Origin of the sequence: Methanomicrobium sp. W14, from assembly GCF_017875315.1 — an archaeon.
Taxonomy (GTDB): Archaea; Halobacteriota; Methanomicrobia; order Methanomicrobiales; family Methanomicrobiaceae; genus Methanomicrobium.
In genome coordinates, this window is sequence record NZ_JAGGMM010000002.1 from 501,480 (window position 1) to 528,240 (window position 26,761).

Annotated in this window: 22 protein-coding genes and 1 tRNA gene; 10 read left to right on the forward strand and 13 right to left on the reverse strand. The window is 42.1% G+C overall.

What is annotated here, in order from left to right:
- Nucleotides 1-489: 489 nt before the first annotated feature.
- Nucleotides 490-563: transfer RNA gene (locus tag J2128_RS08270), tRNA-Lys, on the forward strand.
- A gap of 255 nt (nucleotides 564-818) precedes the next feature.
- Here J2128_RS08270 and J2128_RS08275 read toward each other — a convergent pair.
- Together J2128_RS08275 and J2128_RS08280 are read right to left on the reverse strand one after the other, a co-directional pair.
- Nucleotides 819-1,892, reverse strand: a complete 1,074-nt coding sequence (locus J2128_RS08275) for a hypothetical protein (protein WP_209690654.1) — start codon at nucleotides 1,890-1,892, stop codon at nucleotides 819-821.
- Between the two features lie 246 nt (nucleotides 1,893-2,138).
- A complete protein-coding gene (locus J2128_RS08280; protein WP_209690655.1) occupies nucleotides 2,139-4,073 on the reverse strand; it encodes an agmatine deiminase family protein in 1,935 nt (644 codons plus the stop codon).
- A 96-nt stretch (nucleotides 4,074-4,169) separates the two neighbouring features.
- On the opposite strand from J2128_RS08280, the gene J2128_RS08285 reads away from it, so the two are divergent.
- Nucleotides 4,170-5,435 carry an NAD(P)/FAD-dependent oxidoreductase gene (locus J2128_RS08285; RefSeq protein ID WP_245323486.1) on the forward strand — a complete coding sequence of 422 codons (1,266 nt, stop codon included), beginning with the start codon at nucleotides 4,170-4,172 and terminating at the stop codon, nucleotides 5,433-5,435.
- A 114-nt stretch (nucleotides 5,436-5,549) separates the two neighbouring features.
- On the opposite strand, the gene J2128_RS08290 is transcribed toward J2128_RS08285, so the two are convergent.
- On the reverse strand, nucleotides 5,550-5,813 hold the full coding sequence (locus tag J2128_RS08290; RefSeq protein WP_209690656.1) for an RNA-binding protein: 264 nt from the start codon (nucleotides 5,811-5,813) through the stop codon (nucleotides 5,550-5,552).
- 258 nt (nucleotides 5,814-6,071) lie between these two features.
- Between J2128_RS08290 and J2128_RS08295 the strand changes: the two genes are divergently transcribed.
- A complete protein-coding gene (locus tag J2128_RS08295; RefSeq protein WP_209690657.1) occupies nucleotides 6,072-7,610 on the forward strand; it encodes an AMP phosphorylase in 1,539 nt (512 codons plus the stop codon).
- A gap of 148 nt (nucleotides 7,611-7,758) precedes the next feature.
- Complete coding sequence (locus tag J2128_RS08300; RefSeq protein ID WP_209690658.1) at nucleotides 7,759-8,607, forward strand: class I SAM-dependent methyltransferase; 849 nt, start codon at nucleotides 7,759-7,761, stop codon at nucleotides 8,605-8,607.
- 95 nt (nucleotides 8,608-8,702) lie between these two features.
- Here the strand turns inward: J2128_RS08300 and J2128_RS08305 are convergent, their stop codons facing one another.
- From J2128_RS08305 to J2128_RS08315, 3 genes are all read right to left on the reverse strand, one after another.
- Complete coding sequence (locus tag J2128_RS08305; protein WP_209690659.1) at nucleotides 8,703-9,920, reverse strand: hypothetical protein; 1,218 nt, start codon at nucleotides 9,918-9,920, stop codon at nucleotides 8,703-8,705.
- A 216-nt stretch (nucleotides 9,921-10,136) separates the two neighbouring features.
- The gene (locus tag J2128_RS08310; protein WP_209690660.1) at nucleotides 10,137-10,316 is read right to left on the reverse strand and encodes a CxxC-x17-CxxC domain-containing protein; all 180 of its coding nucleotides are present in this window, start codon (nucleotides 10,314-10,316) and stop codon (nucleotides 10,137-10,139) included.
- A 185-nt stretch (nucleotides 10,317-10,501) separates the two neighbouring features.
- The gene (locus J2128_RS08315) at nucleotides 10,502-11,137 is read right to left on the reverse strand and encodes a response regulator (protein WP_209690661.1); all 636 of its coding nucleotides are present in this window, start codon (nucleotides 11,135-11,137) and stop codon (nucleotides 10,502-10,504) included.
- Between the two features lie 200 nt (nucleotides 11,138-11,337).
- On the opposite strand from J2128_RS08315, the gene J2128_RS08320 reads away from it, so the two are divergent.
- Together J2128_RS08320 and J2128_RS12970 are read left to right on the forward strand one after the other, a co-directional pair.
- Nucleotides 11,338-12,270: a ribose 1,5-bisphosphate isomerase gene (locus tag J2128_RS08320; protein ID WP_209690662.1), complete on the forward strand. Its 933-nt coding sequence runs from the start codon at nucleotides 11,338-11,340 to the stop codon at nucleotides 12,268-12,270.
- A gap of 485 nt (nucleotides 12,271-12,755) precedes the next feature.
- Nucleotides 12,756-14,093 carry a methyltransferase domain-containing protein gene (locus J2128_RS12970; RefSeq protein ID WP_348632389.1) on the forward strand — a complete coding sequence of 446 codons (1,338 nt, stop codon included), beginning with the start codon at nucleotides 12,756-12,758 and terminating at the stop codon, nucleotides 14,091-14,093.
- A 20-nt stretch (nucleotides 14,094-14,113) separates the two neighbouring features.
- Here the strand turns inward: J2128_RS12970 and J2128_RS08330 are convergent, their stop codons facing one another.
- Both J2128_RS08330 and J2128_RS08335 read right to left on the reverse strand, forming a co-directional pair.
- Nucleotides 14,114-15,730: a hypothetical protein gene (locus J2128_RS08330; protein ID WP_209690663.1), complete on the reverse strand. Its 1,617-nt coding sequence runs from the start codon at nucleotides 15,728-15,730 to the stop codon at nucleotides 14,114-14,116.
- Nucleotides 15,690-15,872, reverse strand: a complete 183-nt coding sequence (locus tag J2128_RS08335) for a hypothetical protein (RefSeq protein WP_209690664.1) — start codon at nucleotides 15,870-15,872, stop codon at nucleotides 15,690-15,692. Before J2128_RS08335 ends, J2128_RS08330 begins: the two co-directional genes overlap by 41 nt.
- 256 nt (nucleotides 15,873-16,128) lie before the next feature.
- On the opposite strand from J2128_RS08335, the gene J2128_RS12885 reads away from it, so the two are divergent.
- Nucleotides 16,129-16,263 carry a hypothetical protein gene (locus J2128_RS12885; RefSeq protein WP_281069291.1) on the forward strand — a complete coding sequence of 45 codons (135 nt, stop codon included), beginning with the start codon at nucleotides 16,129-16,131 and terminating at the stop codon, nucleotides 16,261-16,263.
- Between the two features lie 31 nt (nucleotides 16,264-16,294).
- Here the strand turns inward: J2128_RS12885 and J2128_RS08340 are convergent, their stop codons facing one another.
- Nucleotides 16,295-17,185, reverse strand: a complete 891-nt coding sequence (locus tag J2128_RS08340) for an acyltransferase (protein ID WP_209690665.1) — start codon at nucleotides 17,183-17,185, stop codon at nucleotides 16,295-16,297.
- A 202-nt stretch (nucleotides 17,186-17,387) separates the two neighbouring features.
- Between J2128_RS08340 and J2128_RS08345 the strand changes: the two genes are divergently transcribed.
- Together J2128_RS08345 and J2128_RS08350 are read left to right on the forward strand one after the other, a co-directional pair.
- Nucleotides 17,388-17,951, forward strand: a complete 564-nt coding sequence (locus J2128_RS08345; protein WP_209690666.1) for a LemA family protein — start codon at nucleotides 17,388-17,390, stop codon at nucleotides 17,949-17,951.
- A gap of 14 nt (nucleotides 17,952-17,965) precedes the next feature.
- Nucleotides 17,966-19,804 (forward strand): DUF2207 domain-containing protein, encoded by a 1,839-nt coding sequence (locus J2128_RS08350; protein ID WP_209690667.1) that lies wholly within the window; start codon nucleotides 17,966-17,968, stop codon nucleotides 19,802-19,804.
- 223 nt (nucleotides 19,805-20,027) lie between these two features.
- Here J2128_RS08350 and J2128_RS08355 read toward each other — a convergent pair whose 3' ends face one another.
- The 3 genes from J2128_RS08355 to J2128_RS08365 all read right to left on the reverse strand — a co-directional run bounded on the left by J2128_RS08355 (nucleotide 20,028) and on the right by J2128_RS08365 (nucleotide 24,130).
- Entirely contained in the window at nucleotides 20,028-20,420 is a 393-nt protein-coding gene (locus tag J2128_RS08355; RefSeq protein ID WP_209690668.1) for a cupin domain-containing protein, read from the reverse strand.
- Nucleotides 20,421-20,463: 43 nt separating this feature from the next.
- On the reverse strand, nucleotides 20,464-21,456 hold the full coding sequence (locus J2128_RS08360; RefSeq protein WP_209690669.1) for a TIGR03557 family F420-dependent LLM class oxidoreductase: 993 nt from the start codon (nucleotides 21,454-21,456) through the stop codon (nucleotides 20,464-20,466).
- A 529-nt stretch (nucleotides 21,457-21,985) separates the two neighbouring features.
- Nucleotides 21,986-24,130, reverse strand: coding sequence for a PAS domain S-box protein (locus tag J2128_RS08365; RefSeq protein ID WP_209690670.1), 2,145 nt, complete (start codon nucleotides 24,128-24,130; stop codon nucleotides 21,986-21,988).
- Nucleotides 24,131-24,318: 188 nt separating this feature from the next.
- Between J2128_RS08365 and J2128_RS08370 the strand changes: the two genes are divergently transcribed.
- Nucleotides 24,319-25,032 (forward strand): hypothetical protein, encoded by a 714-nt coding sequence (locus J2128_RS08370; RefSeq protein WP_209690671.1) that lies wholly within the window; start codon nucleotides 24,319-24,321, stop codon nucleotides 25,030-25,032.
- Nucleotides 25,033-25,166: 134 nt separating this feature from the next.
- Here J2128_RS08370 and J2128_RS08375 read toward each other — a convergent pair whose 3' ends face one another.
- The gene (locus J2128_RS08375) at nucleotides 25,167-26,645 is read right to left on the reverse strand and encodes an MFS transporter (RefSeq protein ID WP_209690672.1); all 1,479 of its coding nucleotides are present in this window, start codon (nucleotides 26,643-26,645) and stop codon (nucleotides 25,167-25,169) included.
- Nucleotides 26,646-26,761 lie beyond the last annotated feature (116 nt).

Below are 26,761 nucleotides of genomic sequence, written 5' to 3' on the forward strand. Positions count from 1 at the left end.
ACGGTTGACAAATAAGTGTCCAGACAAGGCATTTCATTTAAATGTACTTAAATCCTGATATCTATGCAAATATAAAATAAAATAAATCCCCCAAATTTGAACCGGATTTGAAAAATTATTTACAATCTACTAAAATATGACAACGTATTTCATATTTTGCGCAGGATATAGAATTTTATATTATTGGTCCTTGCTTCATGGAAAAAAATTTTTAGCGGCTGTTTCCTTAAAACTGTAAAATGCTTCAGGTATTATGCTGAAATATGATTTCGGGTTGTTGCCTTTTTTTTAGTTTTGCAGAACTGATAGACTGCTTTTATATTACGGGGGTATATTCCGGTATATAATGGATTTTCAAATTCAGATCGTTTAGATAGGTTTAATTATTTTAAAAAATAATATTAATCTGCAATATCCGCCCTAAATCAAAAAAAAGTTTATAATTCAGGTTGGTTTTTGGTTTACAGCGGTTTTGTGAATATCTGAAATGGGCCTATAGCTCAGTCAGGCAGAGCGCTTGGCTTTTAACCAGGTGGTCGGGGGTTCAAATCCCCTTGGGCCCGCTCGTTTTTTTGGAATTTTTTGACTTTCATAAGAGTGTATTGTCTGTAAAAATTCGGTTTATTGCTGGTCTTACCCCGGTTTATGCCGATATTCAAAAAAATGCGGAAAGAGTCGGAAGCCCTTGACGTCGCCAATCCATAAAGAAAAACTGTGATGAAACACAGAATATTTTACCAGAATTTTTTTCGGGTAAGAATACCTTTAAAAAATTTATATGGTCAAAAAAAGGATTAAAAGATGTATTTTTCGGATTTTTACAGCATCATAATTTCCTGTATTCCGATGATGGCAACCTCTATTGCTATAAGAATTATGACAATCCATTCAAGGAAGTTTGAATGCTGGATTCTGACTTCATCAGAAAGCATTGAGTAGCTGTCCTGGATGGTCTCTATTTTTTTCTCCACGCTTCCTGTCCACTGCCCGCTCCTCATAACCTTAAGTGCTGACTCATAAATACGTGCGTAGTAGACGTCTTCGGTGATTTTTATAAGGTTATGCACTTTTTCAGTCACTTCCGATATTTCGGCGCTGCTTTTCATCAGCTGGTTCATGATTGAGTGATACTGCCTCATCCTGAGAAAGCTCGGCATCCGGTCTGCATGCTCGATGTCGTCGTACATCCTTGACATCTGGCGGGTGAGTTCCCTGTCGTAATACCGGAGTTCAAGGACCTGTACATTTGCAAATTCTATCAGGTCAATGAGGTCAAGCGACAGCTGCGTATCCTGTCCGCACAAAATGGCTGAGTCCCATGACAATACTGCAATATCATCTTTTGTGTAGCTCTGTGTGTTTTTCATCACTTCATCGTGCATCTGCGATGAAAAATCGGCGTCTTCTCCCAGTAGAAGAGATGCGGGGTCCCCTTCAAGCTTTGTCGTGTCAGACAGGTATATGGTGTAGTCTTCAAAAAATTCCGGGTCGTAACTGAAATTTTTTATGGAAAACTTCAGCTTTTCCATCATGCTTTTAAGGTAATCTGTGAACAAGTTCCCTATCAGATCGTTTGATGTGATGAAGCGGGCGGTCTTCTCCATTTCAGGGTAAGTACCGTCGGGATTTTCATACACGAAGCATATGCTTATTGCACCTATATCGTATATCTTCGCCAGAACGCTGAATTCTAAAGTTGTTCCTTCTTTCTCAATTTTTACTGGTTCTGATTTCAGTAAAACAGGTTTGTTTTCAAGAATTATTGACTTTGGCTTAACGCGCAGAAAACTTGTCCTTGCTGTAGGGAAAGTCTGCGTAAGGTCTTTTTCAAGCAGATCGAGATCGATCTCATTTCCGATATCATAGATTCTGTAGTACCTGATCGAAATCAAGATAATAATCTCCATTGTAAACCGGACAACCGGTTTACAGGTACACTAATCAGCAGTCATTGCAGATATTGTAATCGGTCAAAGTAACTGTTGTGAGACCTTAAAACTGAGATTGAAAAAATTGTGCCCCGTTTTTATTTTTCTACGGGATTAAGTCCTGAACTCTTTTCCAAGTCATCAGGTACATTTGATGTATTCTGTCGGGGTTTCTCTCAGGGAAAAATGTAATTATTTTAAGCAGAAATTTTATACCGAAGGCTGCTGCTGGCTTACGCAGTGAATTGTCCCAAGTCCGTAGACCATCATGCGGCAGTCTATTCCGACAACTTTTCTGTCGGGGAATGCATTTCTGATTATTTCCAGAGCCTTTGAATCGTTTTTCGTTTTGAATACCGGAACGATTACAATTCCGTTTCCTATGTAAAAATTCGTGTAGCTTGCAGGTAGCGCTATTTTGCTGTCGACTCTTCCGGGCATGGGGACTTTAATCACATTCAGGGGACTGCCTGATTCGTCCTTTGAGTTTTTAAGAATCTCAAAATTCTTCCTGAGTATTTCGTAGTTTTCATCATCCGGGTTTTCCTCAACTGCACATATGATAGTATTCTGGTTTACAAACCTTGCGACATCATCAATGTGTCCGTCCGTGTCATCGCCTGTTATTCCCTGTTCAAGCCAGATTACGTTTTCCGCACCCAGGTATTCGTCAAGATATTCTTCGATTTCCTCCTTTTTCAGGTGCGGGTTTCTGTTTTTGTTCAGAAGGCACTGTCGTGTCGTGAGAAGTGAGCCTTTCCCGTTTACGTCGATTGACCCGCCCTCAAGTATGATTCCGGGATGAAACAGGTTTAATTGAAGGATTTTTGATAAAGCCGACGGGATAACATTGTCTGATTTCAGGTCTTCATACTTGCCGCCCCATGCATTGAATACCCAGTCAACTGCTGCGATGCTTTTTTTATCCCTGTTTACGACAAAAACCGGCCCGTAATCGCGTATCCACACGTCTGCGTATTCCTGTACGAAAAAATTTATTTTTCCGGGAGGGCATCCTGCATCAAAAAGAATCTTCCTGACTTTATCACGCATGTTTTCATCTTTGACAAGGAGATTTACCATTTCACCGGAGGATATCCAGGATACAACTGCGGTATATGTTTTTTCAACCGATTCAATGTCAAAAAATGTCTCGATATCATACGGCCAGCACAGCCAGACCGCATCGTGCCTCTCCCATTCGGCAGGCATGCGGTACCCTAGTTTTTTAGGAGTGTCCTGACGCTTTTTCGGGTTGCAGGTATAACCTTCGCTTAAAAAACGTCCTTCTACCGGTTTTGTCAGGGTATCATATGTTTCAGGTCTCCTGTTTTTCAGAAATCCCCATCCCTCCCTTATATCCCTGTTCAGGGAGAAATCGATGTCTGCAAGGACGATTTCATCTTTATCACCCGCTTCTGCCGTAATGTTTCCGAAAGGGTCACATAAGAATGAATTTCCCCAGAACTCAAGCTCTCCTTCCCTGCCTGTCCTGTTTACGGCGGCGACGTAAACACTGTTTGATATGGCATGACCTCTCTGGACTGTCATCCATGCGTTCTTCCAGTCGCCTTCGGCAGTGTCTTTCAGACCTGAGATGTAGCCGATTGCGGTAGGGTAAAAAATAATTTCAGCGCCGTTTAGTGCAAGATTTCTTGCAGCTTCCGGGAACCACTGGTCGTAGCAGATTAAGACACCTATTTTTCCGTATATCGTATCGTAGACCTGATATGAGTCTCCCGGATAAAAGTAGTCCTTTTCGTAGAATAGGGGATCATAGGGGATGTGAACTTTGTGGTATGCAGGCATCAGTGTCCCGTCGGAGTTTATTACTATTGCCGAGTTGTAATGCCTGTTATCATCTGCTTTTTCGTATACAGTTAACACAATAACGGCGTGATACTTTTTTGCAAGCTCTGAAAATACATTCGTCGCTTTTCCGGGGATACTCTCGGCGTATTTTTCGGCATCATTATTTTCATACTGCGGGAAATAAGGCGTTGAAAAAAGCTCCTGGAGGCAGATTATTTTTGCACCTTTCTTGAGTGCCTCTTCTGCAAGCAGGAGTGTTTTTTTGATATTGCAGTCCGTATTATCTGAAACTTCAGTCTGTATAAGTCCTATTTTGAGGTTTTGTTTCCCCATGTTTCTCATAGTTGACATAGGTTTGAATATATAGTTATCCCGGCGTCAGGACTTCCATGTAAACACTGCATCATATTTTATAATGTTCATTCAATAATGATAACAAAAGGTTGTGCTGTCCTGAATAAATCAACAGAATATTACGACGTTATAATAGCCGGAGGCGGACCGTCAGGTCTGTTTTGTGCCGTCAGTGCCTCAGAAGGAAAAAACAGGGTTTTAGTCATTGAAAAAAATGAGATCTGCGGCAAAAAACTGCTGATATCCGGTCTTTCGCAGTGCAATATCACGCAGAGCGGAGATATTAAAAATTTTTTCATCAAATACGGGGACAAAGAGAAAGGAAATTTCCTGAAGCCTTCTCTTTTCAATTTCACAAATGACGATCTTGTAAATTTTTTTAACGAACGCGGCCTCGAAACGGTTGTTGAAAAACAAAACAAAGTTTTTCCTGTCTCAAAAAAGTCTTCTGACGTCCTTGAAGTTCTGCTTGATGAGTGCTCTGCAAAAAATGTCATTATAAAATGCGGAGAAACGCTGACCAAAGCTTGTTTTGAAGATAGTTCATTTCTTGTAGAAACTCTGGCCAAAAGATATTCATGCAGAAGTCTTGTTATTGCAACAGGAGGGATTACATACCCTAAAACCGGCTCTACAGGAGACGGCTATAAAATTGCGGAACATTTTGGTCATACTGTGAAAAAAGCATCTCCTGCCCTGTGTCCTGTATATGTCCGCGACAATCACTTCGCATGTTTAAGCGGAATCTCTTTTAAAAATGCAGGCATCTCTTTATACCGCCGCAATAAAAAGGAAAAAGAGCTTTTTGGTGACATTCTCTTTACTCACAGGGGTCTTTCCGGTCCCGGAATTCTTCACATCTCAAGATATGCAGAACCAGGTGACACCATAAAAATTTCTTTTATCGGGAAAATTAGAAAAGAGGATTTTTTAAAGGATTTTACGGAAAAGATATCTTTAAACGGGACAAAATCCGTAAAGTCGGTAATAACAGGGTACGGCCTTTATGAAAGGTTTGCGAGAAGGATACTGGATCTTCTTGAAATAAAGCATGATCAAAAATGTGCGCATCTTTCAAAAAGCAAAAGAAATGATATATCTGAGGGAATCTGTGACCATCCTTTTGTAATCGATTCAATCGGAGGTCTGAATGAGGGTATGGTCACAAAAGGCGGTGTTGACTTGAAAGAGGTTAATCCGAAGACAATGGAATCCAGAATCTGCAGAAATTTATATTTTACAGGAGAAGTTCTTGATATCGACGGTGACACCGGAGGTTACAACCTTCAGGCTGCGTTTTCAACTGGATATCTTGCAGGGCAGAACATAAGCTCAAATTAAAAAGTCAGAATAATAAATCAATCAAAAATAGATGCATTTGCAAAACTGAAAATACTGCTGTTAAAATACAGCTTTTCTTTTCAGATTGTTAAAAAGAATATCAGGCAGATACTTTTAGTATCTGCTGTTGAATTCTCTTCTGGGACGCGGCGGTCTTGCCTCGTCTATTCTCAGTCTGCGGCCTTCAAATTCAGTCTCGTTGAGTGCCTCTTTTGCCTTTTCGGCTTCTTCGGCAGTGCCCATTTCGACGAATCCAAATCCTTTACGTTCAATAATTTTGACGCTTTTAACATCACCATATTGAGAAAACAGTTCTTCCAGCTGTTTATCATCCACGGAGTATGTCAGGTTTCCGACATACAGTTTACTGGTTTCCATTTTTCAGGTCTCCTACTATACATATGATTCCATCAGTTATGAAGCAGTAGGTAAAACCGCCTGTTTATGATGTCTTTGTTCGTATCCTTTTTTATGTCCCGGGTCCCGAAAAGACATGTCCCGGCGTTTATGAGAAGTATCACTGAAACCACGTTTCTGGTGCCGGATTTGCATATTTTTTGGCAATTCCCCGTCCATAAAGAATTTACCTGTCCGGTGCCAATCAGTCTTCAAGGATTATTAGAGAGTTGCATTTATATGGTTAAACTTACCGCGAAACTTCTTGATATTGATTACAAGGGTGTTGTCTTAAACGAAGGGGATGCCAGGAAAATAGGAGTCCTTGACGGAGACCGCGTCCAGATTATAAGAGAGGGTACGGGGACGTTTGTTCAGGCCTTCGTTGTTACAACAAAGACAATATTTCCTGAAGGAAATTTCGGGATATACCTCAAGACCAATAAGAGGCTGAATGCATCCGACGGCGATGAATTTGAGGTGAGGTCCGCAGACCGGCCTGTGTCTATAGACTTCATAAAAAAGAAGATGGACGGGGAAAAACTGAATTACGACGAGATGAACGTTATTGTGACCGATATTGTAGAAGATGTTTTGTCTCCCGGTGAGACCAGTGCGTTTATTACGGGCTCATATATAAACGGGCTTGATATGGACGAAGTTGAGTTTCTGACGCGTTCTATGGTCACAACGGGTGAAAAACTCTCGTTTTCGTCACATCCTATTGTCGACAAGCACTCGATAGGCGGCGTTCCCGGAAATAAAATTTCCCTTCTCGTTGTTCCTGTAATCGCAGCATCCGGCCTCAAAATACCTAAAACGAGTTCAAGGGCCATTACCGGCGCCGGCGGGACGGCAGACCTCATGGAGGCACTGGCACCCGTGGAGTTTTCAGCGCAGGAGCTTCAGGTCATGACCGAAAAAACAGGCGGAGCGATTGTCTGGGGAGGGGCGACGAATATCGCTCCTGCTGACGACAGGATAATAATTTATGAATATCCACTTAAAATAGACGCACGCGGGCAGATGCTTGCAAGTGTTATGGCAAAAAAAATTGCCGCCGGAGCTGACCTTGTCGTAATCGATATTCCTGTAGGAAGTGAGGCCAAGGTCAGGACCGCTGACGAAGGCAGAAAACTTGCCCGGGAGTTCATAGAGCTTGGAGAAAGGTTCGGGATACGTGTTGAATGTGCACTTACATATGGGGAAGCCCCCGTCGGGCACTGCATAGGCGTAAACCTGGAGGTCAGAGAAGCGTTGTCGGTCCTTGAAGGGTCGGATGAGCCTGGTTCTCTTATACAGAAAAGCCTTACAATTGCAGGCATGGCCTTTGAAATGGCTGGGAAAACTCCGGCGGGAATGGGTTTTGAGCTTGCAGAGGAAATTCTGAAGAGCGGAAAGGCGCTTTCGAAGATGAAGGAGATTATAGCCGTCCAGGGCGGAAACCCGGATGTCACGTCAAATGACTTTAATCCCGGGGAATTTTCCTTTGAGGTCAACGCTCCCGAGAGCGGTTATGTTGTCGAAATGAAAAACAAAGCCCTTATTTCGATTGCAAGAATTGCCGGTGCACCGCATGACAAGGGTGCGGGCATTTACATGCACAGGAAGAGAGGCCAGAAGGTAGAGAAGGGGGAACCCATATACACAATATACGCCGACAGAAAATGGCGGCTTGAAAAGGCTATAGAGCAGGCAAGGCAGCTTATGCCCGTTTTTGTGGAAGGAATGCTCATAGATAAAATTCCGTCAGGCTACTGGCGCAGGACTCCTGAATAATTATTTCAAATAATAACTTCTGTTTTTTATCCTGTATGAATATCAACTGCGGTAAAAATTCAATGAATCTTTTTTGCAGTAATTTTTGTTGATTTTTTCAAATGCTTAATCAAATGTGATTTATAATATAAAACTGAAAAAACTTTTTATGAATACCCAAAAAAGAGAGCTGAAATATACAATAAACTGGAAGGATGCAAGACAGTCGATACTGCACGAGAGGTTCAAAGGCCCGAAACTCTCGTTTGACCCGCAGATAAAGGATAAGGCTGCGTCTGATTTTTCAAAAAGGGTGTCACAGGGTGAATATGAATATGGTAGAAAAACCGCCGGAATATTCTCGGAATTTATAGATTCATCTGATGAGGTTTTGGAGATAGGGCCAGGCCCCGGGACTGTGACCGTCCCTCTCAGCAAAATGACCAAAAAGATTACATGTATTGATCTTTCTGCAAGAAACATATCCCACCTTGAAAAAAACCTCAGCGACAACGGGTGCAGAAACGTTGATATTATAAATACCAACTGGCTCAGAACAGACGATGAAAAGTTAAAGGACAAGTATTCTCTTGTTTTCTGTTCACATTTTCTCTGGATGATTCCGGATTTGGAGGAGCATCTTATTAAAATGGAGAATGCTTCAAAGAAGTACTGTGCAATTGTCCAGCCTGCAGGACGCGGACAGCTGGTAAAGGACGTTTTTGAAAAGATTACCGGCCAAAAATACGGCGGCGAGTTTGAGCCTGACGGAGATTATTTTGCTTACGTCATTCTCCGCCAGTGGGGAAGGCTTCTTAATGTAAGCCATTTTTCGTATACAAGCACCATGACCGCGCAGGAAAAAGCAAGGTCTATTGCATCCTTTATCGGCAGGTTCAGAGAGGTCGACAATGATGTCTTTGAAGAGATAAAAAAACTGGTCTTTCCGCATGCAGAGGACGGGCTTTTTACGGAGAAGCAGAACGTTGTTGCGATGTGGTGGGATTTAACCGCCTGATTTTTTTGAGGAAGAAATAAAAATAGACTATTTTTTTAGAGACCAAAATATTGGGTTTCATTTTTTTCTTATTTATTCATGGTGAAAAATAAGGGCTAATATTCTATATCGTTCACTTTGCTGTTGTATATCGTTCTTCTGACCCCTTCGACATCATAAGGGTAATTTACAATATACTCATAAACTTCAATGTTTTTCAGGTAATACTCATGAATTTCCCTGAATTCATTGGCAAGACCTGAATATTTCAGGTAGTCTGAATCGTACTCCTCCTGGGTATTATAGTACTTTTGAGGGTTGTTCAGTTTTTCTTCAAGTGTTACTGCCTCATCGTAGATTTCATTGAGTCTTTTCTCAAAATACAAAATTCTGTTTTCAATTTTCTTTTTGTTGCCAACGATATATGCAACGTAATTGTAGTTGTTATAACTTCTTCCGTTTTCTCCGATGGGTATTACGACTGCATTTGCATCTTCGTATTCATCAGGATAAAGTCCGATATAGCTTGGGGAGGTAGCCTCTATAAAGAGGTATTTTCTGCCGTCATCAGACCTGTACATCCTGAAATTGGTATCGCCGCCGGGAATTATTCTTATTCCGGCAACTGCATGCCCCTGTTTTGGAAACAGAATCAGTGCCACATCATAACCGCTTTTTTCAAGAAGACCTATTAAAAGCATGCTTTTTTCGTCGCAGTCACCGGTTTTGTCGTAAATCACTTCTACGGGAAAGCGTGTCCCCTGTGCATAATTGTCATACGGTATCTGCTGGACGAATGCAATAAGGTATTCAAGGTATTCCTCATCGCTGAAACTGTTTGCAATTTTGATATGTCTCAGTTTTTTCAGGGTTTCATTCAGGAAAATGTCGTTTTCGGGACCTTCAAAGAATGATTTGTAGTAACTGACCTGAACTTCTTCCGGCTCGCGTGCAATATGGAAGGCAAGGCTTTTGTTGGCGTTTGCCGCCCCGTTTAAAACTGACATGTTTACGTCAAATGTCACATCATACTCTGATTTTTGAAATTTTGTCGTAAAAGTCCTTTTTTCGTATTCATCTTCCTTTGTTTTGTCTGCAATCAACTGCGGGTACAGTGAATTATATCCGTTTTCCTCAAAACTCTGCGTTTCGTTCTGTGACTCCGTCTTATCCGGGCTGTTGGTATTTTCAGTCTGATTTATAGCAGAAGAAGCGTTTTCATCAATTTCCCGTAATATTTTGTTTTCGCTTAAATTTTGCGGCATATAGTCCTGGCTTTTCGTACCGGTGCATCCTGAGGATAATGCGGAGAGAAGAATTAATAAGGCTGTCAAAACTGCCGCTGAAAGAAATTTCCTCCGCCTTTGTGCTGAAAAAACTGAAAAGTCCATAATCTTTCTTAAATAAAGATGGATTGCACTTTCTGTATAATAAATCTGTCCGGCGATTATTCTGCCGTTGCACAAATCGGTTTAATCCTGAAGCTTTTTTTAGTTTTCAGGTAAAATAGATATAAAACCCTGTACCGGATAAAAAAAGAATTAATTTATTTAATACCTAGGTTTCCTGTATTTTGGCAGGCAGTCCCTGCAGTATACTGGTCTTCCTTCTGTAGGCTTAAATGGAACTTCGCACTCTTTTCCGCAATCTGAGCAGACTGCTTTATACATTTCTCTTGGTTCGCGGGGGCCGGAGTTTCTGTGCTGGCCTCCAAAATTTCTTTCACTCATTTTTTTATTTTCCAACAGACTAGGCTGTTATCTATACCTTATGCTATTCTAGTACATATAATTCTGCATTATCACTCAATTATATTATAATGCAAATTTTTAAAAATGTGAAAAAAATTTTTCCCTAAAAATATGATTTTATTTACTCTAAATTTTGTTGCAGGCAGCAGGTTTCTCTGACTTATTTATGCAAGGCATTCTATCTCTTTTATGCGGAGTCTGGATTTAAGTATGCTCGCTTTTATATTTCCTATTTCCTTTGAGTCTTCAGGGTTATTGTTGCATATATTTCTTTTATCAAATGTCGTAATTTCAAGTGATAGGTTTTCTCTTTCGTAGATCTCAATTATGTCACATAAAAACCGGTACTGGCGGCAGACTGACCTGTACTCATTGATTATACATTTGCTGACATCTTTTTTATCGAGTACTTCTGAAAATGCCCGTATTTTATGTGCAGAATCAAAGAACCTGTCTATTTTTTGCCTGAAGACTCTGTGAGTTACAGGCTTCATCAGGTAACCGTCTATCATTGCGCCGTATCTTTGGACCTCAGACTGAAGAGGTGTCTTTGCAGTAAGAATTATCACAGGTAAATCTTTTGAAAAATTCTTCTTCCTGATGTTACCAAGAATTTCCCATCCGTCTTCAGGCTGCATAAGAATGTCCAGCAGAATCAAATCAGGCGTATTTCTTTCCAGTACGTCCATGCACTCACTCAGATCAGTTGCAGTTACTGGTATATGCCCTGTTATTTCAGTAAATTTTGAATATAATGATAATATGCTGTAGTCGTCATCTATCAGGAGTATTTTTTTCATGGGTTTGTCTGTTCTCCCAGCATAGTCAATTATTTCATTTAACTAATATATTTCTTTTTTCAGGATGAAGTCCTGTGTTGGAATAATGGCACCCGAAAGATAGTACAACGCCCGTGATAACAAAAATCCGGTTATTGGCTTTCAACCGTGATAAGTTGTTTTTTTATAAGTATACTGTCATTATCTTTAACCGGAAATCTATGTCACTTGCCGATACCGCCCGGAAAATAAAAAACATGGAAATAAGAGGCGCAGGAAGAATTGCACGGACGTGTGCGACTGCTCTGAAGGAATACTCGGAAAGCCTGAAAACCAGTGATCTGAAGACATTTCAAAAGGAAATGGAATCTGCGGCGGACATTCTTCTGCAGACAAGGCCTACGGCAGTTTCACTTCCAAACGCTGTTAATATCGTTATGAAAGGAGTGAGAAGTGCAGAGAGCTATGAAGAGGCATTAAACTCTGTCAGAAAAAGTGCCTACGATTTCGTTGAGAGTTCTAATGCCGCTGTCAGGCGTATTGCAGAGATCGGTGCAAGGCATATAAGGGACGGGGACGTTATTTTAACCCACTGCAACTCGCAGGCCGCAATTGCGTGCATCATTGAAGCTCACAGGCAGGGTAAGGATTTTGAGGTCTTTGCAACCGAAGTCCGCCCCAGAAAACAGGGACTTTTAACGATAAAGGCGTTGTCTGATGCCGGTGTAAAGACAAATTTCATCGTCGATTCTGCGGCCCGTTTTTTTATGAAGCAGGTGACTCTTGTAATTGTCGGTTCTGATGCCGTTACCGCAAACGGCGCTGTGGTAAACAAAATAGGCACTTCGCAGATAGCCCTTGCAGCTCACGAGGCAAGGACGCCTTTTATAGTTGCAGCCGAGACCTACAAATTTGCTCCCAGGACGATAACGGGTGAACTTATAAGAATAGAGGAGAGGGATTCCTCGGAAGTCCTTGATAAGTCTGTCTCTTTGACCCTCCCAAACGTTACCGTAAGAAATCCTGCATTCGATGTGACCCCTGCAGATTACATCGACCTGATAATAACAGAGCAGGGCGTAATCCCCCCGGAAATGGCTTATATTATAATAAAAGAGTCTCTTGGGTGGGAAATAAGTGATTTTGATGTCTGAATAAAAAAGCCCTGAACTGCGGGAGATATAAATTTACTTATTTTGGTCATTTTTTTGTCTCGTATAAGGCAAGAGTTCTTTTCGTTTGTTTTGATTTCCGGCAAAGCAGTGATTTCAGATTCACGAACATTTTTAAAAACGGCTGCCACCGTGTTTGGCCTGTAAAAAATGCTAATCCGGCATTATGCACTTCTTTTCTGCGCGAGTACACTTTCCCTGCTCAAAATATCCTTCTGAATTCATTGATGAATGGAAAACAACTGTCCTTCAGCAAAATATTTCCCCTTAAAAAATAACTGAAATTTTTATAGGAAAAAATAAACAAAAGTCATGGCAAATCAGGAATCACAAATGTACTCGGGCCTGTGGAAAGCCTTGAAAGCTATGTACGCGCCGACTGGTGGATGGAAATTTTCAACGCAAATTACCTCAGGACCGACGGCGACGTTATAGATGACGATGGAATAACAAAAAAATAAGTTGACATTTTTCTTTCAAAAGTAAATCCGCCGAAAGACGGTTCTATTCTTGACCTGTGCTGCGGCCAGGGCAGGCATTCACTTGAGATAGCAAAGAGGGGCTATTCAAATGTATGTGGTCTTGACGTATGTGGTCTTGACAGGTCTCATTACCTTATAACACGGGCAAAAAAGCAGAACAAAAGTCTTGGCCTGCATGTAAATTTCAGGGAGGGGGATGCAAGAGAGCTTCCTTACCCGTGCGATACTTTTGACTGCGTTTTGATTCCCGGAAACAGTTTTGGGTATTTCAAGTCCAACGATGACGACAAGAAAGTATTAAAAGAGGTATTCAGGGTTTTAAAGCCTAAAGGAAGACTTCTCCTGGATATATCAGACGGCAAATACCTGAAAACAAATTTTGTCCCGAGAAGCTGGGAATGGATTGACCAGAACTATTTTGTATGTCGTGAGAGGTGTCTTTCCTCTGACAGACAGAGACTTGTTACAAGAGAAGTTATAACCCACGTAAAAAAAGGAGTTATAGCTGACCAGTTCTACTCGGAAAGGCTTTACGGCGGAGAAGAAATCTCTGCAATGCTTAAGGAGTGCGACTTTCATGAGATATCAGTCGAAAATCCTCTTGTTTCAGAATCACGCAGAAACCAGGATCTCGGGATGATGGCAAGGAGGTTTCTTGCGACGGCCGTTGTTGAAAAAAAGTGGACTCCTGTCGTAAAATCCAAAGAAAAAAAGAAATCCGTAGTCGTTGTCATGGGAGACCCGAGGCTTTCGGACTCGGTAAAGCCTTCGTGCGTCTTCGACGATGATGATTTCACCACTATAAACCGGATGAAAAAGGCTCTTTTAAAAATAAAAGGATACAATTTCACTTATTTCGACAACTGTGTAATAATGGTTGAGGAGTATCTTTCCGGCAAGGATATCAGTGTCGGGATAATCGGAAACCCTCCCGGTTCCTATGAAGTCCTCCCGATAATAGAGGAGGACTATTCAAACCTTCCTGATGACCTGCCGAAAATCTGCGGCTACGAGGCGAAATGGGACCCTGACTCCCCGTACAGCCGTGTAAAGTCGGTCAGTGCAAACCTTCCGGAGGATGCAAGGCGTTTTCTGGTTGCAAGCTGCCTGAAGCTTTTCAGGAGGCTTTGGTGCAGGGATTATGCAAGGTTTGACTGGAGGCTTGACCGCAACAACACCCCGCGGCTTCTTGAGGTAAACCCGAATCCGGGGTGGTGCTGGGACGGTCACCTCGCAAAAATGGCCGAAATTTCCGGGATGACATACCAGCAGATGCTTGAAAAGATTATTCAAAGTGCGGATAAAAGAATATCCGCTGAGTAATCTGTAATTACACACTTTTTTTATACGGGTTCTATATCACGAAACCTGAATATTATCCTCCAGTCCTGCTGTTCTCTTAAAGTTATTTCGTTCATCTCCTCCAGGAATTCACGCAGTCTGTTCATATCACTGACGTGTTCGACTTCGTTTTTTATGGAGGCTATGTGCCTTTCAATATGGGAATATCTTTCCGCGTTTCTAAGATATTCTCTCTGGACCCTTATTGAGGAGACTGCGGCGGCAAGTGCAGGCATTGTTATCGTAAGGGCTGCCAGGACAAGTGACCCGCTGATATTTTTATCCTCCCAGTGTCCTATTCCCAGGGCGTGGATTACCGCAAGAATAAGAGTAAGCAGAAATAAAAGTTCGCCTGATAAGGAGAGTATTCTGTATTTTTTTGCGGAATTTTTTCCTTCCCTGCGGTAAAATGAAAGCCTGTTGTTTATCCATGCTGATATAATAAACGATTTTACGGGTTCAAAGGGCGTTTCAATCCGGCAGTACTTAAGGGGCGTTTCACGGATGACGGATTCGAAAGCTATTACCATCCAGTCATTCGGGCGGTGTGCAAGGCTCATATGCGGCGGGGTGTCTGGTTTTTTGCAGATTATGCATGCCACATACAAAAAGAAGGCGGCCCGTATCCTTTCTGAAAAAAAGTTGTAGTCTATCCATTTTCTGTGATAGCCCCCGTACCTTGACCCGGCCATAAGAAGGATTATCATTAATATTTCTATTACCTCAAACCAGACGAGTTCGGGGTAATCATGGAAAAAAAGAGTCTGTATAGTGATTGTGAAGACTGCAAGCGCTGCAAGAAGGGGCACGGAAGTTCCTGCAAGCGAGTAAAAAAACCTGTATTTTTCCGAAAGCATCTTTGATCTGGTAAAATGCGGGATCATGGAGGTATACAGGTCTTTTACAAGTTCTTCGGAAAGTCCGGAGTTTTTTGCTTCTTTTTTTATTGTCGCGATATCCATTTCGACCCTTTTTTCATATGCTTTTCTCGGGAGTTTTTCGCTGTTGTACTCGTTCAGGTTTTTGTATGACTCAAATATCCTGTCCTCGTGAGGAATTTCGCAGATTTCCGCGTTATCGGGGTTTATGGCGATGATTGTCGTCCCGTAGTGTTTTGCAAGCGCAAAAACGCTTCCTCTCCGGTATTTTGACAATTTAGGCTCCCATTCTCCTACAACAATTATAAGATTGCTTATCTCTGCGATTTTGTCTGAAACGGGGTCGTAACCGCTTGTTTTGGAATTCTCATCCGATTCGGTTACCCTGTACCTGATCTCTTTATTGAAAGGTTCAGTTTTTTCTGCAGCGTTTAAGACGGATGCATTTTTATAAGGCTTTTTTACAAGGACAATATCAATAGGACTTTTTCGGTCAGGTTTCCGGCTTAAAAGAACTTTTTCCATCAGTTCATGACCGGGATTTTTTTCAAACGGAAGCAGAATGCAGTAGGTTGCAGGTGTGTTGTCAAGACTTTTTTCAAGTTTTTTCAGGATTTCCAGGAGTGCTTTTTCTGTCATTTCCCCTAAGAGGCTCTCTTCTTTTACGAAAATACCTATATCAATCTCTGCATGGAGTGATTTAGGAAATGGGTGAAGAAAATCCATTTCTGAGGTTTTCATATCGTTTAATGCCTGCTTGGTCTGTGAATAATTTTGTTTCATGTTCTGGCCTGACATAATATTTGCTTAAAAACCGCACCCTGCCTCCCGGTTTTGAACCGGTTCTTTTTCCGGATAACCTCCTTTTGGAGTCCTTTATCATAATGTTTTGGTTTCCCGTTTCTGTTTTTTAGTACCCGTAGTCTGCACCCTGATTTATTTTGCAAATTCAACCTCCGGAATTCATCCGCCCGTCCCCTGCTGACCAGAATTTATATCTCATGAAATCAGATGATAAATTGTAGTCGCAGAGTAGGCTGAGATTTAATATGATAGTTGACTAGAGTAAGTTACACAATTACCTTTATGAGCAGAAAGAGAAGTTAAAGAAAGAGACAGAACGGCTCTCCGGTGAGGTTATGAAGGACCCGGACAAAGACCTAATCACACAGTTTAATGAGGTAAAAGGCAGGGAAATGGCATATGAGGACTTATATGATAAAATCCTGAGGGACTCTTTTTATACTACTCCTGATATCCATCATCTTGTGTGAACAAGGTCTGATAATAAAGACCTTTCCTGCTTTAGAGCTCCCTGAAACTTCCTGATTTTCTGATAATTTTATCATATCCTTTCTGGATATAACAGCACATGACAAATAATGCCGGAATTATGAGCATGAGCAAAACTGCATTTTGCAATGCTCCTGATATTCCTGCACCTTTTATGAAGACGTTTGTTACGGCAAAGACAGGCATATGGAACAGGTAGATACAGTATGACGCATATGCAAGCGCAGTTATGCCAGGTACGACGATTTTTCTATGATTTTTGAACGGCTTTTCGATAAATCCGAATCTGTATTTTGCCTTTGATGCCAGCATTCCGAAAATAAAAAAGAAATAATAGAAAAATAGCCTGTAATCGATAATATCAAATGATTCGTGAATTACCAGGAGGAAGATGAAAACTGCTATGGCAGCTAAGACTTTTTTGCCTGTCACTCCCTTACCGCCCGAGAAAAGCGGGTATATTGCATACATTACCATTATGAAACCGATGAACCAGAGTGTAAATACGGGTTCGAATGAAGGTGTTGCCAAAAGAACCTGAATACAGAGTATATTTGCAGCCCATCCTGCGAGGCTGTAGTTTATGGCATGAAAGAGCCCCAGTACCTGAAAACAGATGAAAAACAGGAAAAGTGCGGCGAGATAAAGCGGATATACCCTTGTGATTCTCTTCTTATAGAAATGCAGAATATCGTATCTGTCCTTTAATATCATGTTGTTTTCATGAATTGCATAGCCTGATGCAAACGTAAAACAGGCCAGGCCAAGGAATTTGAGCCCTTCAATGAGATAATAATTTGGTATGATTATTGCGGACAGAAAGTTTTGCATATGGACAAATATTACAAGGAGAATCGCGAACGCCTTTATGATGTCAAGGAAAAGGAGTCTCTCTGTGTTCATCTGCGGGCACTGTAATATATCCTTTTTATACTCTTTGATTTATATATATTATGGCCAATTCTCAAAGGCCCCTCTATTTGATACTCTGTATTGAAGTCCGTTTCATCTCTTGTATCTGATATTTAAATTTCCAGAATCATCCTATCAATTTAAATCCCTGGTAGCTGAAAGAATTCAGCAGTACAAAAAAAAGGTTATTGTCATGATCTTGGAATACATAATCGCAGGAATAATAATTGTTGTAATAATTGTGCTGATTCTGTGGCTTGTCGGCATTTACAACAAATTCTTCAGCCTGAAAAATTCGTCCGAGGCGACCCTCGGCCAGATAAAAGTCGCGATGAAAAAGCGTCTTGATATGATTGACCAGCTCTTAGGCTCAGTCAAAAGCTACGCCAAGTTTGAAAAGGAGACTCTTGAAGGCGTAACGAAGATGCGTACAAGCGTCGGAAGTGCAGGTGTCGGGGACTTAAACAAAATAGAAGCCGAGTCAAGGTCTGTTCTTGGAAGGCTTTTTGCAGTTATGGAAAATTATCCCGACCTTAAGACGTCGCAGACAGTCAAAACACTCATGGACTCCATAAAGGACATCGAGGACGAGATTGCACGCCAGCGCTATACCTTCAACAACATCTCCCAGCAGTACAACACAATGCTTCAGACTATTCCGTCAAACATCATCGGGAATATGCTCCACCTGACAAAACTCGATTACCTTGAGTTCGAAGACGAAAACCTTGAAAAGGCTCCCAAAATAGAATTCTGATTAAAGGTTTTTAAATGGATGAAAAGTTTCAGGTTGCAGTAATCTTTATTGCAGCCCTTTTTATCGGCATAGCCGGGATATTCGTATCCGGTTTTTTGTTTTCCGGCGAAGGGTCGTTTGACGGAAGTCTTGTCGTCGACTCATATGAGGTCGTCTGGCACGACAACGGGACCCTTACCGAGAAATATGTATATGATGTGAAAGAGTCGGGGGAATACAGGATGCTTTACCGTGTCTGGGCTGCACCTTTGTATTCGTCATCACAGGCAGGGTCAATCCCTGACAGTTCCCGTATCGAACTGGTAGGTGTAAAAACGCCTGACAACACCGCTGGTTATATAAAATCGAAGAACGGTGACGTTTACCTGTTTAATGCCGGCGATTCCGGGCAGGAGTCCGACCTGACCTCTTTTGTCAGCGAAAAGGCATATCCTAACGAAGCGGGAATTTTAGACGCCGGATATTTCAGTCCCGGGAAATATACCGTTGGGTTCACGTACAAAATATATCCTCCCATTGAGTATGACGATGAAGCATCGCACATAAACATCATGTTTGCAAGCGATCATATACCTTACAAAAACGTTAAGATAACGCTTGATTCTCCAGAGATAACGAAAGTTTTCATGCACCCGCCAGGTTATCAGATAAGCTATGAGGACGGGGGGGCCGTAATTACGGGAAGTTCTCCTGAAGACGAGATAATCGAAGCTGAGATGCTTTTAAAGCCCGGTGCGGCGGAAAACATTCCCGGACAAAAGGAATACGTTGAGGGAGTTTCGGAAAAGACCGTATCTGAAAACGGCTCTTATGAGGCCGGTTTTAGTGTTGCAGGAATTGTTGCGGATGCAGGAAAGATAATTGTTCTTCTTGTGCCTTTCCTTCTGGTTGTTCTGTATTACGTGTCCGGGCGCGAGAAGCAGTATACAGTCCCGAAGTATCTCAGTACAATCCCCGACAAAAAACTGACACCCTGGCAGGTCAATCTTCTCTTTAAGGGAGATGCTTTTGAGTCCGACGAAAACGGATTTTATGCGACGCTTCTTGACCTGCACAAAAAGAAGAAGATAAAGCTTACAGAAAAGAAGGACGAAAAGGGAGTCCTCATCGAGATACTTGACGGTGAAACAGACGATTCCTACGAAAGAAAAGTACTTGGCTTTATCAGTGCAAACTCCGGTAAAAACGGTGTTCTGGACACCGGGTATTTCGAGGAGATTTCACGCAGTGCAATGAAGTCGTCCGCCGACGAAAAAATTGCCTCGGCCCTTAAAGAGAGCCTCAACAGCATAATGTCATCATCTGATGAGACCCTCTCGTCCAGGTATGCAGTCGACGGGAGGGGAAACCTGATTTTGTTCTACGCGGCGGGAGGACTTTTAATAATTGCCTCTATGATCTGCCTTTTCGTTTACCCTGATGCCTCCTCTCCGGAGTTTCTTGGAGTTTCGCTCGGGGTTGTCGTAATAATACAGGCCCTTGTTGCAACCCTGTTCCCGTCGACACTGTTCGGGCACTGGAAAGACGATTATTACAAAGAAAAGCTTGAATGGGAATCGTTTAAGCGTTTTGTATCCGATTTGAGCCAGATAAAAAAATACGGGACAGAAGATTTGAACATGTGGGGAGAATGGCTTGTCTACGCAACGGCTCTTGGTGCGGGCGACAAGGTTGAGGCGGCGATGAAAGAGCTGAAAGTGGATGTCTCCGAAACAGGCTATTTCTATCCGCACTACATATGGTTTATAGGATTTCATTCCATCAGCACATTCACTCCTCCCTCCCAGGGAGCATCGGGCGGAGGTTTCGGTGCCGGCGGAGGTTTCGGCGGCGGTGGCGCAGGTGGAAGGTAAATTGTCATGATTTGCCGGCAAAAACGTATAAAAAATCCAAAAAATAAGCTTTTTAATTATTCCCGGAAATCTCACTTAACTTCCGGGAACAGCATTCTTTGTATTATCAGTGTATGACGGGGTTTAATCCTGAAACTTTTTTCAGGTTTTCACAGTATCCTCTTAAAAAAGGAATATTTTTTATTTTTTGGTAAGGACGTGTGGCCGATTTCTTTCTTTGTTTTTAGTCTGATACAGGAATGAATAGAGCAAGAAGGGACATCTCACTGTCATATGAACTTACTGCATGGCTGACTCCGGGTGGTGTGGCAAATGTCTGCCCGGCAGAAAGAGTTATCTCTTTATTATCGAATATAAAAAGACCCTTGCCTTTAATCATTCTGTTCAGTTCCCATTCCTTTTCATGAAGGTGTTTTGGAATTTCACAATTCTTTTCAATGTGTACCAGATGATAGCTGAATTTGTTTCCTGTATCTTTTCCTGTTAGCAAATCCTTTAAGCGGATTCCCTTCCATTCAGGATGTTCATACCACTCCCTGTCTGAACTTTCAATCTCTCTGTCTGAAAGAAAGACTATCTCCCTGTCAGGTTCATCCATGATTTTACTCTGCTTCATAGTACCGGTCCTCCTGAAAATTTTTACTAAAAAATAATTTTTTTTAGTCTGTGACAGCAGGAATGACATCCTTGAAGACATCTATTCCGAAGTTGACGTTCGGACTGGAGTTGCCGAGGCAGAAGTGGTTGATACCTGCCTCTTTGAACCTTTCAATTTCATGTATCAGCCCTTCCGCGTCAGTTGCGCACAGGTAGTTCTTTTTGAGGACATCAGGCTGGACAAGGTTCGCATGGCACTGGACCTCCGCCGGGTCGCTGACCCTGTATTTGAACATTGAAGGAACAAGGCAGCCTGCCCAGAAGCGGTTTCCTTCGACGGCCTTATCAAAGTCGGGGTCTACCGAGTACCATATCAGCATAGCCTTTTCCATCTTGCTGGGGTCTTTCCCTGCTTCTTTTGCGCCCTCCTCGAATTTAGGGATGGTCATGTTCTTAAGCATCTCTGTATCTGCAGAGACCGTCATCAGGTGGTCGCCGTATTTTCCTGCAAGTTTCGCGCCTTTTGGTCCCATTCCACTGAAATAAAGCGGAACTTCGTCCTCGGGCTTCGTATAAAGGAATGCCTTTTCAAGAGTGTAATATTTGCCTTTATAGGATACCGGTTTTTCGTTCTCCCACAACTTTCTCATGACCTCAATTGCCTCGACTGTCATCTCCTGGCGTTCGGGGACTGTGGGCCACTGGCCGGTGACCGGAACTTCGTTTAAAGCCTCTCCGGCACCTACGGCTATTCCAACCCTTTTAGGGTACATCTGCCTTAAAGTCGCGAATGTCTGGGCGACAACACCGGGGTTGTATCTCAGGATTGGACAAGTTATGCAGGTTGAGAAAAACGCTTTCTTTGTTGCCTGAAGGGCTGCACCCATCCAGGCCCATGCCTGTCCTGATTGTGCATCGTCGTGATACCATGGGTGAAAATGGTCATCAACCCATATTGAGTCAAATCCTACATTTTCAGCCCGTACTGCCTGTTTAAGGGCATCCATCGGTTTGTACTGTTCAATAGACGCAAAGTAGCCAATTTTAGTATCCATTTTTTATTTCCTCCTTACCGGAGAAAACCGACTGTATGGGCTTATGTGGTTTTAGTGTGACCAAAATATTGAATACATATTCGTGCAATATAATGATCGGCGTTTTTCAGTCGGAGCCTTAAGCTCATATAAGAGGCAGACTTGTCGTAAACCATTATGCCTCCTGATAGACGATTGGGGGTCTGACTGTGCCGCCCATACTTTAGTTTTCTTTCACGGTTTTTGCGGACCTCTCTGATCCACGATTGGTAATTTATTGAGTTCAGGCATAAAGATATTTTTTATTGCTCATCAATAAACCCCTGGGCCATTCGTCTCTCAAAAAACTGTTATTCTTATTCAAAACTGATTTCAAACCTGGTGCATGCCTTTATTATCAATACAAAAAGAAAATCCGGTTTTTTATTGCTCGCCATTATGCAATGTGTAGATCCTCAAAATGACTGATTATTGAGTAAAGCGCAAATATGGAAATTTGGAAAATGTCATATTTTCAAGTGTTCTGTAAGAGATAAAATAGGGATAATTTTTAGTTTTTCTCTCTTTTGTTCTCATCAACGGCCTTTGTAACATCAATCATAAATGACGCGATTTCGCCGGAAGGCAGTTTGAACACATAGTGCGAGATCCACGGGAAGTCTTCATGATTGCGGTATTTCACGGGCATTACAAATTCAGGAACTTCAGTCACCATAACCCGCCTCAAAAGGTTGTGAATATAATCCCTCGGCAGGTCCGGGAATTCCTCAAATAGTTTTTTTCCGACAATATCTTCTTTATTCATCCTGAGAAGGGATGCTGTCACTTTGTTTACATCTTTTATAATGTATTCCTTGCAGTTTCCGACAGGCTCATAAATTAATACTCCGTTGCAGGTGTTTTCAAAGAACGAATGGTAGCGTGCTTCTTTCAGCTCTGTCCTTCTAAGGGCCTCTTCGGCTTTTTTTCTGGCTGTTACATTAAGAATTATTCCGTTCCAGACAGTTTCATGTTTGAGCCGCACTGGTTTTGAAAGTACCTGGATGTACATCTCCTCACCGTCAGGTCTTATGAATCTCCCCTCAAATTCCCATGATACGCCACGCTTTGTGACATCATCAATAGATTTAAACCATCTTTCCTTGTCTTCCGGAGCTATACATTCGGCGTACCTTTCAATCCATGTATCTACAGGTGCCGGATAAACACCGTATATTTCGTATGAACGGTTGTCTACGTAATATGTCCCGTATTCTCCTGAATCTGTTGCATAGAACTGGTATACTATTCCGGGGAGATTGCTTGTAATCCCTCTCAGGCGCTCCTCGCTTATATGAAGCGCCTCTTCTGCCTTTCTTCTGTCCGTTATGTCCAGAAAAATTCCGTTCCAGACAGTTTCGTTTTTCATGCGAACCGGCTTGGAAATTCCCCTGATGTACATCTCTTCGCCTGATGGCCTGATGAATTTCCCTTCAAACTCCCAAGGGGAAACGGTTTCTATAACCTTGATAATTGACTGGTACCATCTCTGCCTGTCCCGGAGGTCTATGCAGTCTCCGAACCTGTCAAACCAGTTTTCAAGCGGCTCTGTCGGAAGGCCGTAAAGCTCTCTTGACCTCTCGTTTACATAGTATACTCCCCATTCCCCGGAATCCCTTGCATAGAACTGAAAGACAATTCCGGGAAGATTTCCGACAATGCTTCTGTATCTTTCCTTTAACTGTTTTTCTGCGATTTTTTTTGCCGTTATGTCCAGAAACAGGATAAAATATTCTTTTGGAGTGTTCGAGCCTTTATTGACGACGGGTGCAAAAACAATCTGAAAATACGCAGTCCCTGATTTTTTAGTGGACTTAAGCACTTTAAACTTCATTCTGTCAAAATCGCAGGAAAGTGTAATTTCTGCAATTTCGTTCCTGCTGATAAGGCCTTTTATTATATTTTCTGAGCAGAATAGGTCGTAAAGCCTGAAATCGGCAAGGTCTGCGAATTCTGTAATTCCAAGTATTTCAAACGAAGCCCTGTTTGCGTTAAGGATTGTGCCGTCTTCCTGGAAAAGTATGATGCCGCTTGGAACCTCCTCAAAAAGAGTTCTTATTTTCCTTTCACTGTCTTTGAGGGCTTCTTCGGTTTTTTTCCAGACCGTTATGTCCCGGAGGCTTATCATAATACCGGGTTTTCCGGCAAATGATATGGATGAAATGAAAGTGGAAACGAATTCGGTGAGAAATATTCTGTCAGTCCCGTGTTCTATCAGGAGCATTTCGTTTACGAAGATCTGGGAGTTAAGTGCCCTGTTTATATTTTCCCATATTGTCGGGTTGTCAAAAACTGCAAGATTGATTTTGGACAGTTCTCTTCCCACGATATTCTTTCCTGAGCGGATATTGAATGTATCAATGAAGCTCTTGTTCACCATTGATATGTGAAGGCTGGTGTCAAGAATGACTATTGCATCGGAAAGATAGTCAAACAAGTCATCGAAAGCTATATTTCTTGAAAAATAGTATAGTTTGGCCTTTCCGTACGGCTTCATTATTACATGGCCGTGCGAATGCAAAACCTCCATATATTTTGCAACCGATCCCCTGTTCATATTAAGGTTTCGTGCTATTGTGGAAATTGATTCTCCCTTAGGATAGCGTTCCTGGAGAAATTCTTTTATTTTTGCATATTTTTCTTCCCTTTCATCCATGTTCAATATTTATCTGGTACCGAATCCGTTATATATGATTGCTATTAGGAAGTTTTGAGCTTTTATGGTGCTTGTTTAACGAAAAAAAGAAAATTGAATAACCATTCTATGTGTTTTAGAGGAAAGGTTTTTTTCATGTGCCCTGTCGAAAGCCATATAATATCGCGGCTTTAATGAATCTGAATACCATGAAAAATTCACCTCCAAAAAAACCCGAACCCAAAAATCTGCCGGTTAAATCTCCTGAATCCTCTGAAAACAAATTTTCCGGAAACGAAGAGCCTTCGGAGAAGAAAAGAAAAAGGCTTCCGCCGACTCTTTCCGATATCGTTTACGTTGCGGTAATATCCGCCCCTTCATCCGGGAAAGAGAGTAACTTTGAGGTTTACGCAATAAGCATGTCAGACTATTCGATAATCAGGCTGAAATATTCAAGAAAAACAAGGCTCAAACCGGGAACATTACTGGATTTAAGGGATTTCGGGGACATCGGACATTACTCCATCGATGACAGCATACCTTTGGAGTCACTTGACAAAAGGGTATTGTCATATGCGGGAACGGCTCTTGTTTCGGCAGGTGAAAAACATCCTATTGGCCTGTTAAAGGCTCAGACAATGGCAGAAGAAGGAATAAAAAATCTCTTTGTGCTCCTGAATATGAGCGATCCTGAAAAACTTGAGAGGTTTTATGAAGAGCTGAAAAAAAATTGTTTTGACGGTGAAATTGTTCACAGGGATGTGTTTGGCTGTTTCATAAAGGCATTTCCGGTAAAGGAGAATCCTCCTGATATCAGGCAGCAGGAGGCACTTTTAAAAATATGCGGAAACAATGCCCTTGTGATTGGAGAACTTATCAAAGGGTACCTGGACTATGTAAGTGAAAATGACATAATAAAGTGAGGAGGGATGACTGGTCATATTTTATTCTGTATTCAGTCCTGTGGTTTTATGTCAGACCATGTCACTTTTACTCCCCACTTTTTGACAGACATACTTTTTTTTATAACAGGAATACATTTTCACTATACAAGGTTTTAATTGCCGGATTTCCGGTTATTTGTCCTGATTTTCTTTCTTATGATTGTTTCACCGCTGTGCTTCCGCGTTTTTGTAAACCTGAAAACTGTGATTAATGCACCGATGATGCAAAGCAACGTCAGAATCCGGTAATCGTTTTCCATGCCGTAGACAAAAACATCATCTCTTCCTTTTACGTAGTCGGTCACTGTAATCCCGAGTTTACTGCTCATAAAAGTGTAGAGAAAGGTCGTGGATAGGACGATTCCCAGGTATAGTCCGAGATTGCGTACCAGGGAATTTACACTTCCCCCTATGCCCAGTTTGTTTTTGGGGCATGCAGACATGATAAGTGAGTTGTTGGCCGGTTGGAAAAATGACTGGCCTACGGCCATGATTGACAGCAGTATTGCGCAGGTGACAACCGTTGAACGGATATTAAGGAAAGACATAAGAAAAAAATTTACGGCCATTACGGAAAGGCCGGCCATAGTCAGAATTTCCGGCCTGATTTTATCCGCCAGAGTCCCGCAGGAAGGGGAGAGAAGTGCGATAACTATAGGGGAAATCATCATAAGCAGTCCTGAGGCTGAGGGGGATATTTTGAGCGTATCCTCCAGATAGAACGGAAAAAGAAACGTATTGGCAGTTATGCAGATGAATGAGATCAGTGCGCAGATAAGGCTTATCGGGAAAAGCTGGTTCCTGAAAAGGCTGAGGTCCAGAAGCGGCTGTTGGCATCTCATTTCCAGACCTATAAACAGGACAAATATGACGACAGCAAGCAGAATGGAATCCAGTATGTAAGGACTTGAGAATCCGGCTTTCTGTGCCTCCATAAGCGATCCAAAGAGGAGCATGGTTCCAAAAAACTGCAGGACAGAGCCGGCTTTGTCGATATGCTGGTCCGGATTTTTTTTATCTTTCGGGAGGTATTTTAGTCCAAAGCCAAAGATAGCAATACCTATGGGCACATTGACATAGAAGATATAATTCCAGCTCAGCAGGGATACAATGAAGCCCCCGAGAGGCGCTCCGGTCATGGTTCCCAGGGCAACGGTTGCGGCCAGGATGCCAAGAGCCCTGCTCCTTCCCTCCTGCGGGTACAATTCTGTAATAATGCCCTGGTTATTGGCCATATAGGCGGAAGCACCGATTCCTTCAATAAACCGGCATACTATCAGCGGGACGAATGAATTGCAAACACCGCATAGCAGTGTGCCGATGATAAACAAAAGTGTCCCGTAGCTGAATACTCTTGATTTTCCGAAAATATCTCCCAGTCTGCCGAAAAAAAGCAAGGTGGAACAGATAATCATGACGTAGCTCGCGACTACCCATTCAATGGAAGAAAGCGGAACGTTGAGGCTTTCCGACATCACAGGAAGGGCGATATTTACAATACTTGCGTCCAGTGTTGCCAGAAACGACATGGCCACCACAACAAAAAGGGTGATGTTTTTCTCCGTGTTCGAATTTGCGGGTGTCTTCTTCATGGCTTTAATGCACTTCTTTCAAATTTCTGGATAACATTTTTGAGATTTTTGGATTTCTCTCTGGCATCTATAGTAATTTGTTATGGAAATTATAAATAAAAGGCCATACAATGTTT

What these genes read in the sequence shown, in the direction of transcription:
- J2128_RS08280 (WP_209690655.1), bottom strand. Translation starts at nt 4,073, where the DNA reads ATGGGGAAACAAAACCTCAAAATAGGACTTATACAGACTGAAGTTTCA.
- J2128_RS08285 (WP_245323486.1), top strand. Translation starts at nt 4,170, where the DNA reads ATGATAACAAAAGGTTGTGCTGTCCTGAATAAATCAACAGAATATTAC.
- J2128_RS08290 (WP_209690656.1), bottom strand. Translation starts at nt 5,813, where the DNA reads ATGGAAACCAGTAAACTGTATGTCGGAAACCTGACATACTCCGTGGAT.
- J2128_RS08295 (WP_209690657.1), top strand. Translation starts at nt 6,072, where the DNA reads ATGGTTAAACTTACCGCGAAACTTCTTGATATTGATTACAAGGGTGTT.
- J2128_RS08300 (WP_209690658.1), top strand. Translation starts at nt 7,759, where the DNA reads ATGAATACCCAAAAAAGAGAGCTGAAATATACAATAAACTGGAAGGAT.
- J2128_RS08310 (WP_209690660.1), bottom strand. Translation starts at nt 10,316, where the DNA reads ATGAGTGAAAGAAATTTTGGAGGCCAGCACAGAAACTCCGGCCCCCGC.
- J2128_RS08315 (WP_209690661.1), bottom strand. Translation starts at nt 11,137, where the DNA reads ATGAAAAAAATACTCCTGATAGATGACGACTACAGCATATTATCATTA.
- J2128_RS08320 (WP_209690662.1), top strand. Translation starts at nt 11,338, where the DNA reads ATGTCACTTGCCGATACCGCCCGGAAAATAAAAAACATGGAAATAAGA.
- J2128_RS08330 (WP_209690663.1), bottom strand. Translation starts at nt 15,730, where the DNA reads ATGAAAACCTCAGAAATGGATTTTCTTCACCCATTTCCTAAATCACTC.
- J2128_RS08335 (WP_209690664.1), bottom strand. Translation starts at nt 15,872, where the DNA reads ATGATAAAGGACTCCAAAAGGAGGTTATCCGGAAAAAGAACCGGTTCA.
- J2128_RS12885 (WP_281069291.1), top strand. Translation starts at nt 16,129, where the DNA reads ATGAAGGACCCGGACAAAGACCTAATCACACAGTTTAATGAGGTAAAA.
- J2128_RS08340 (WP_209690665.1), bottom strand. Translation starts at nt 17,185, where the DNA reads ATGAACACAGAGAGACTCCTTTTCCTTGACATCATAAAGGCGTTCGCG.
- J2128_RS08345 (WP_209690666.1), top strand. Translation starts at nt 17,388, where the DNA reads ATGATCTTGGAATACATAATCGCAGGAATAATAATTGTTGTAATAATT.
- J2128_RS08350 (WP_209690667.1), top strand. Translation starts at nt 17,966, where the DNA reads ATGGATGAAAAGTTTCAGGTTGCAGTAATCTTTATTGCAGCCCTTTTT.
- J2128_RS08355 (WP_209690668.1), bottom strand. Translation starts at nt 20,420, where the DNA reads ATGAAGCAGAGTAAAATCATGGATGAACCTGACAGGGAGATAGTCTTT.
- J2128_RS08360 (WP_209690669.1), bottom strand. Translation starts at nt 21,456, where the DNA reads ATGGATACTAAAATTGGCTACTTTGCGTCTATTGAACAGTACAAACCG.
- J2128_RS08365 (WP_209690670.1), bottom strand. Translation starts at nt 24,130, where the DNA reads ATGGATGAAAGGGAAGAAAAATATGCAAAAATAAAAGAATTTCTCCAG.
- J2128_RS08370 (WP_209690671.1), top strand. Translation starts at nt 24,319, where the DNA reads ATGAAAAATTCACCTCCAAAAAAACCCGAACCCAAAAATCTGCCGGTT.
- J2128_RS08375 (WP_209690672.1), bottom strand. Translation starts at nt 26,645, where the DNA reads ATGAAGAAGACACCCGCAAATTCGAACACGGAGAAAAACATCACCCTT.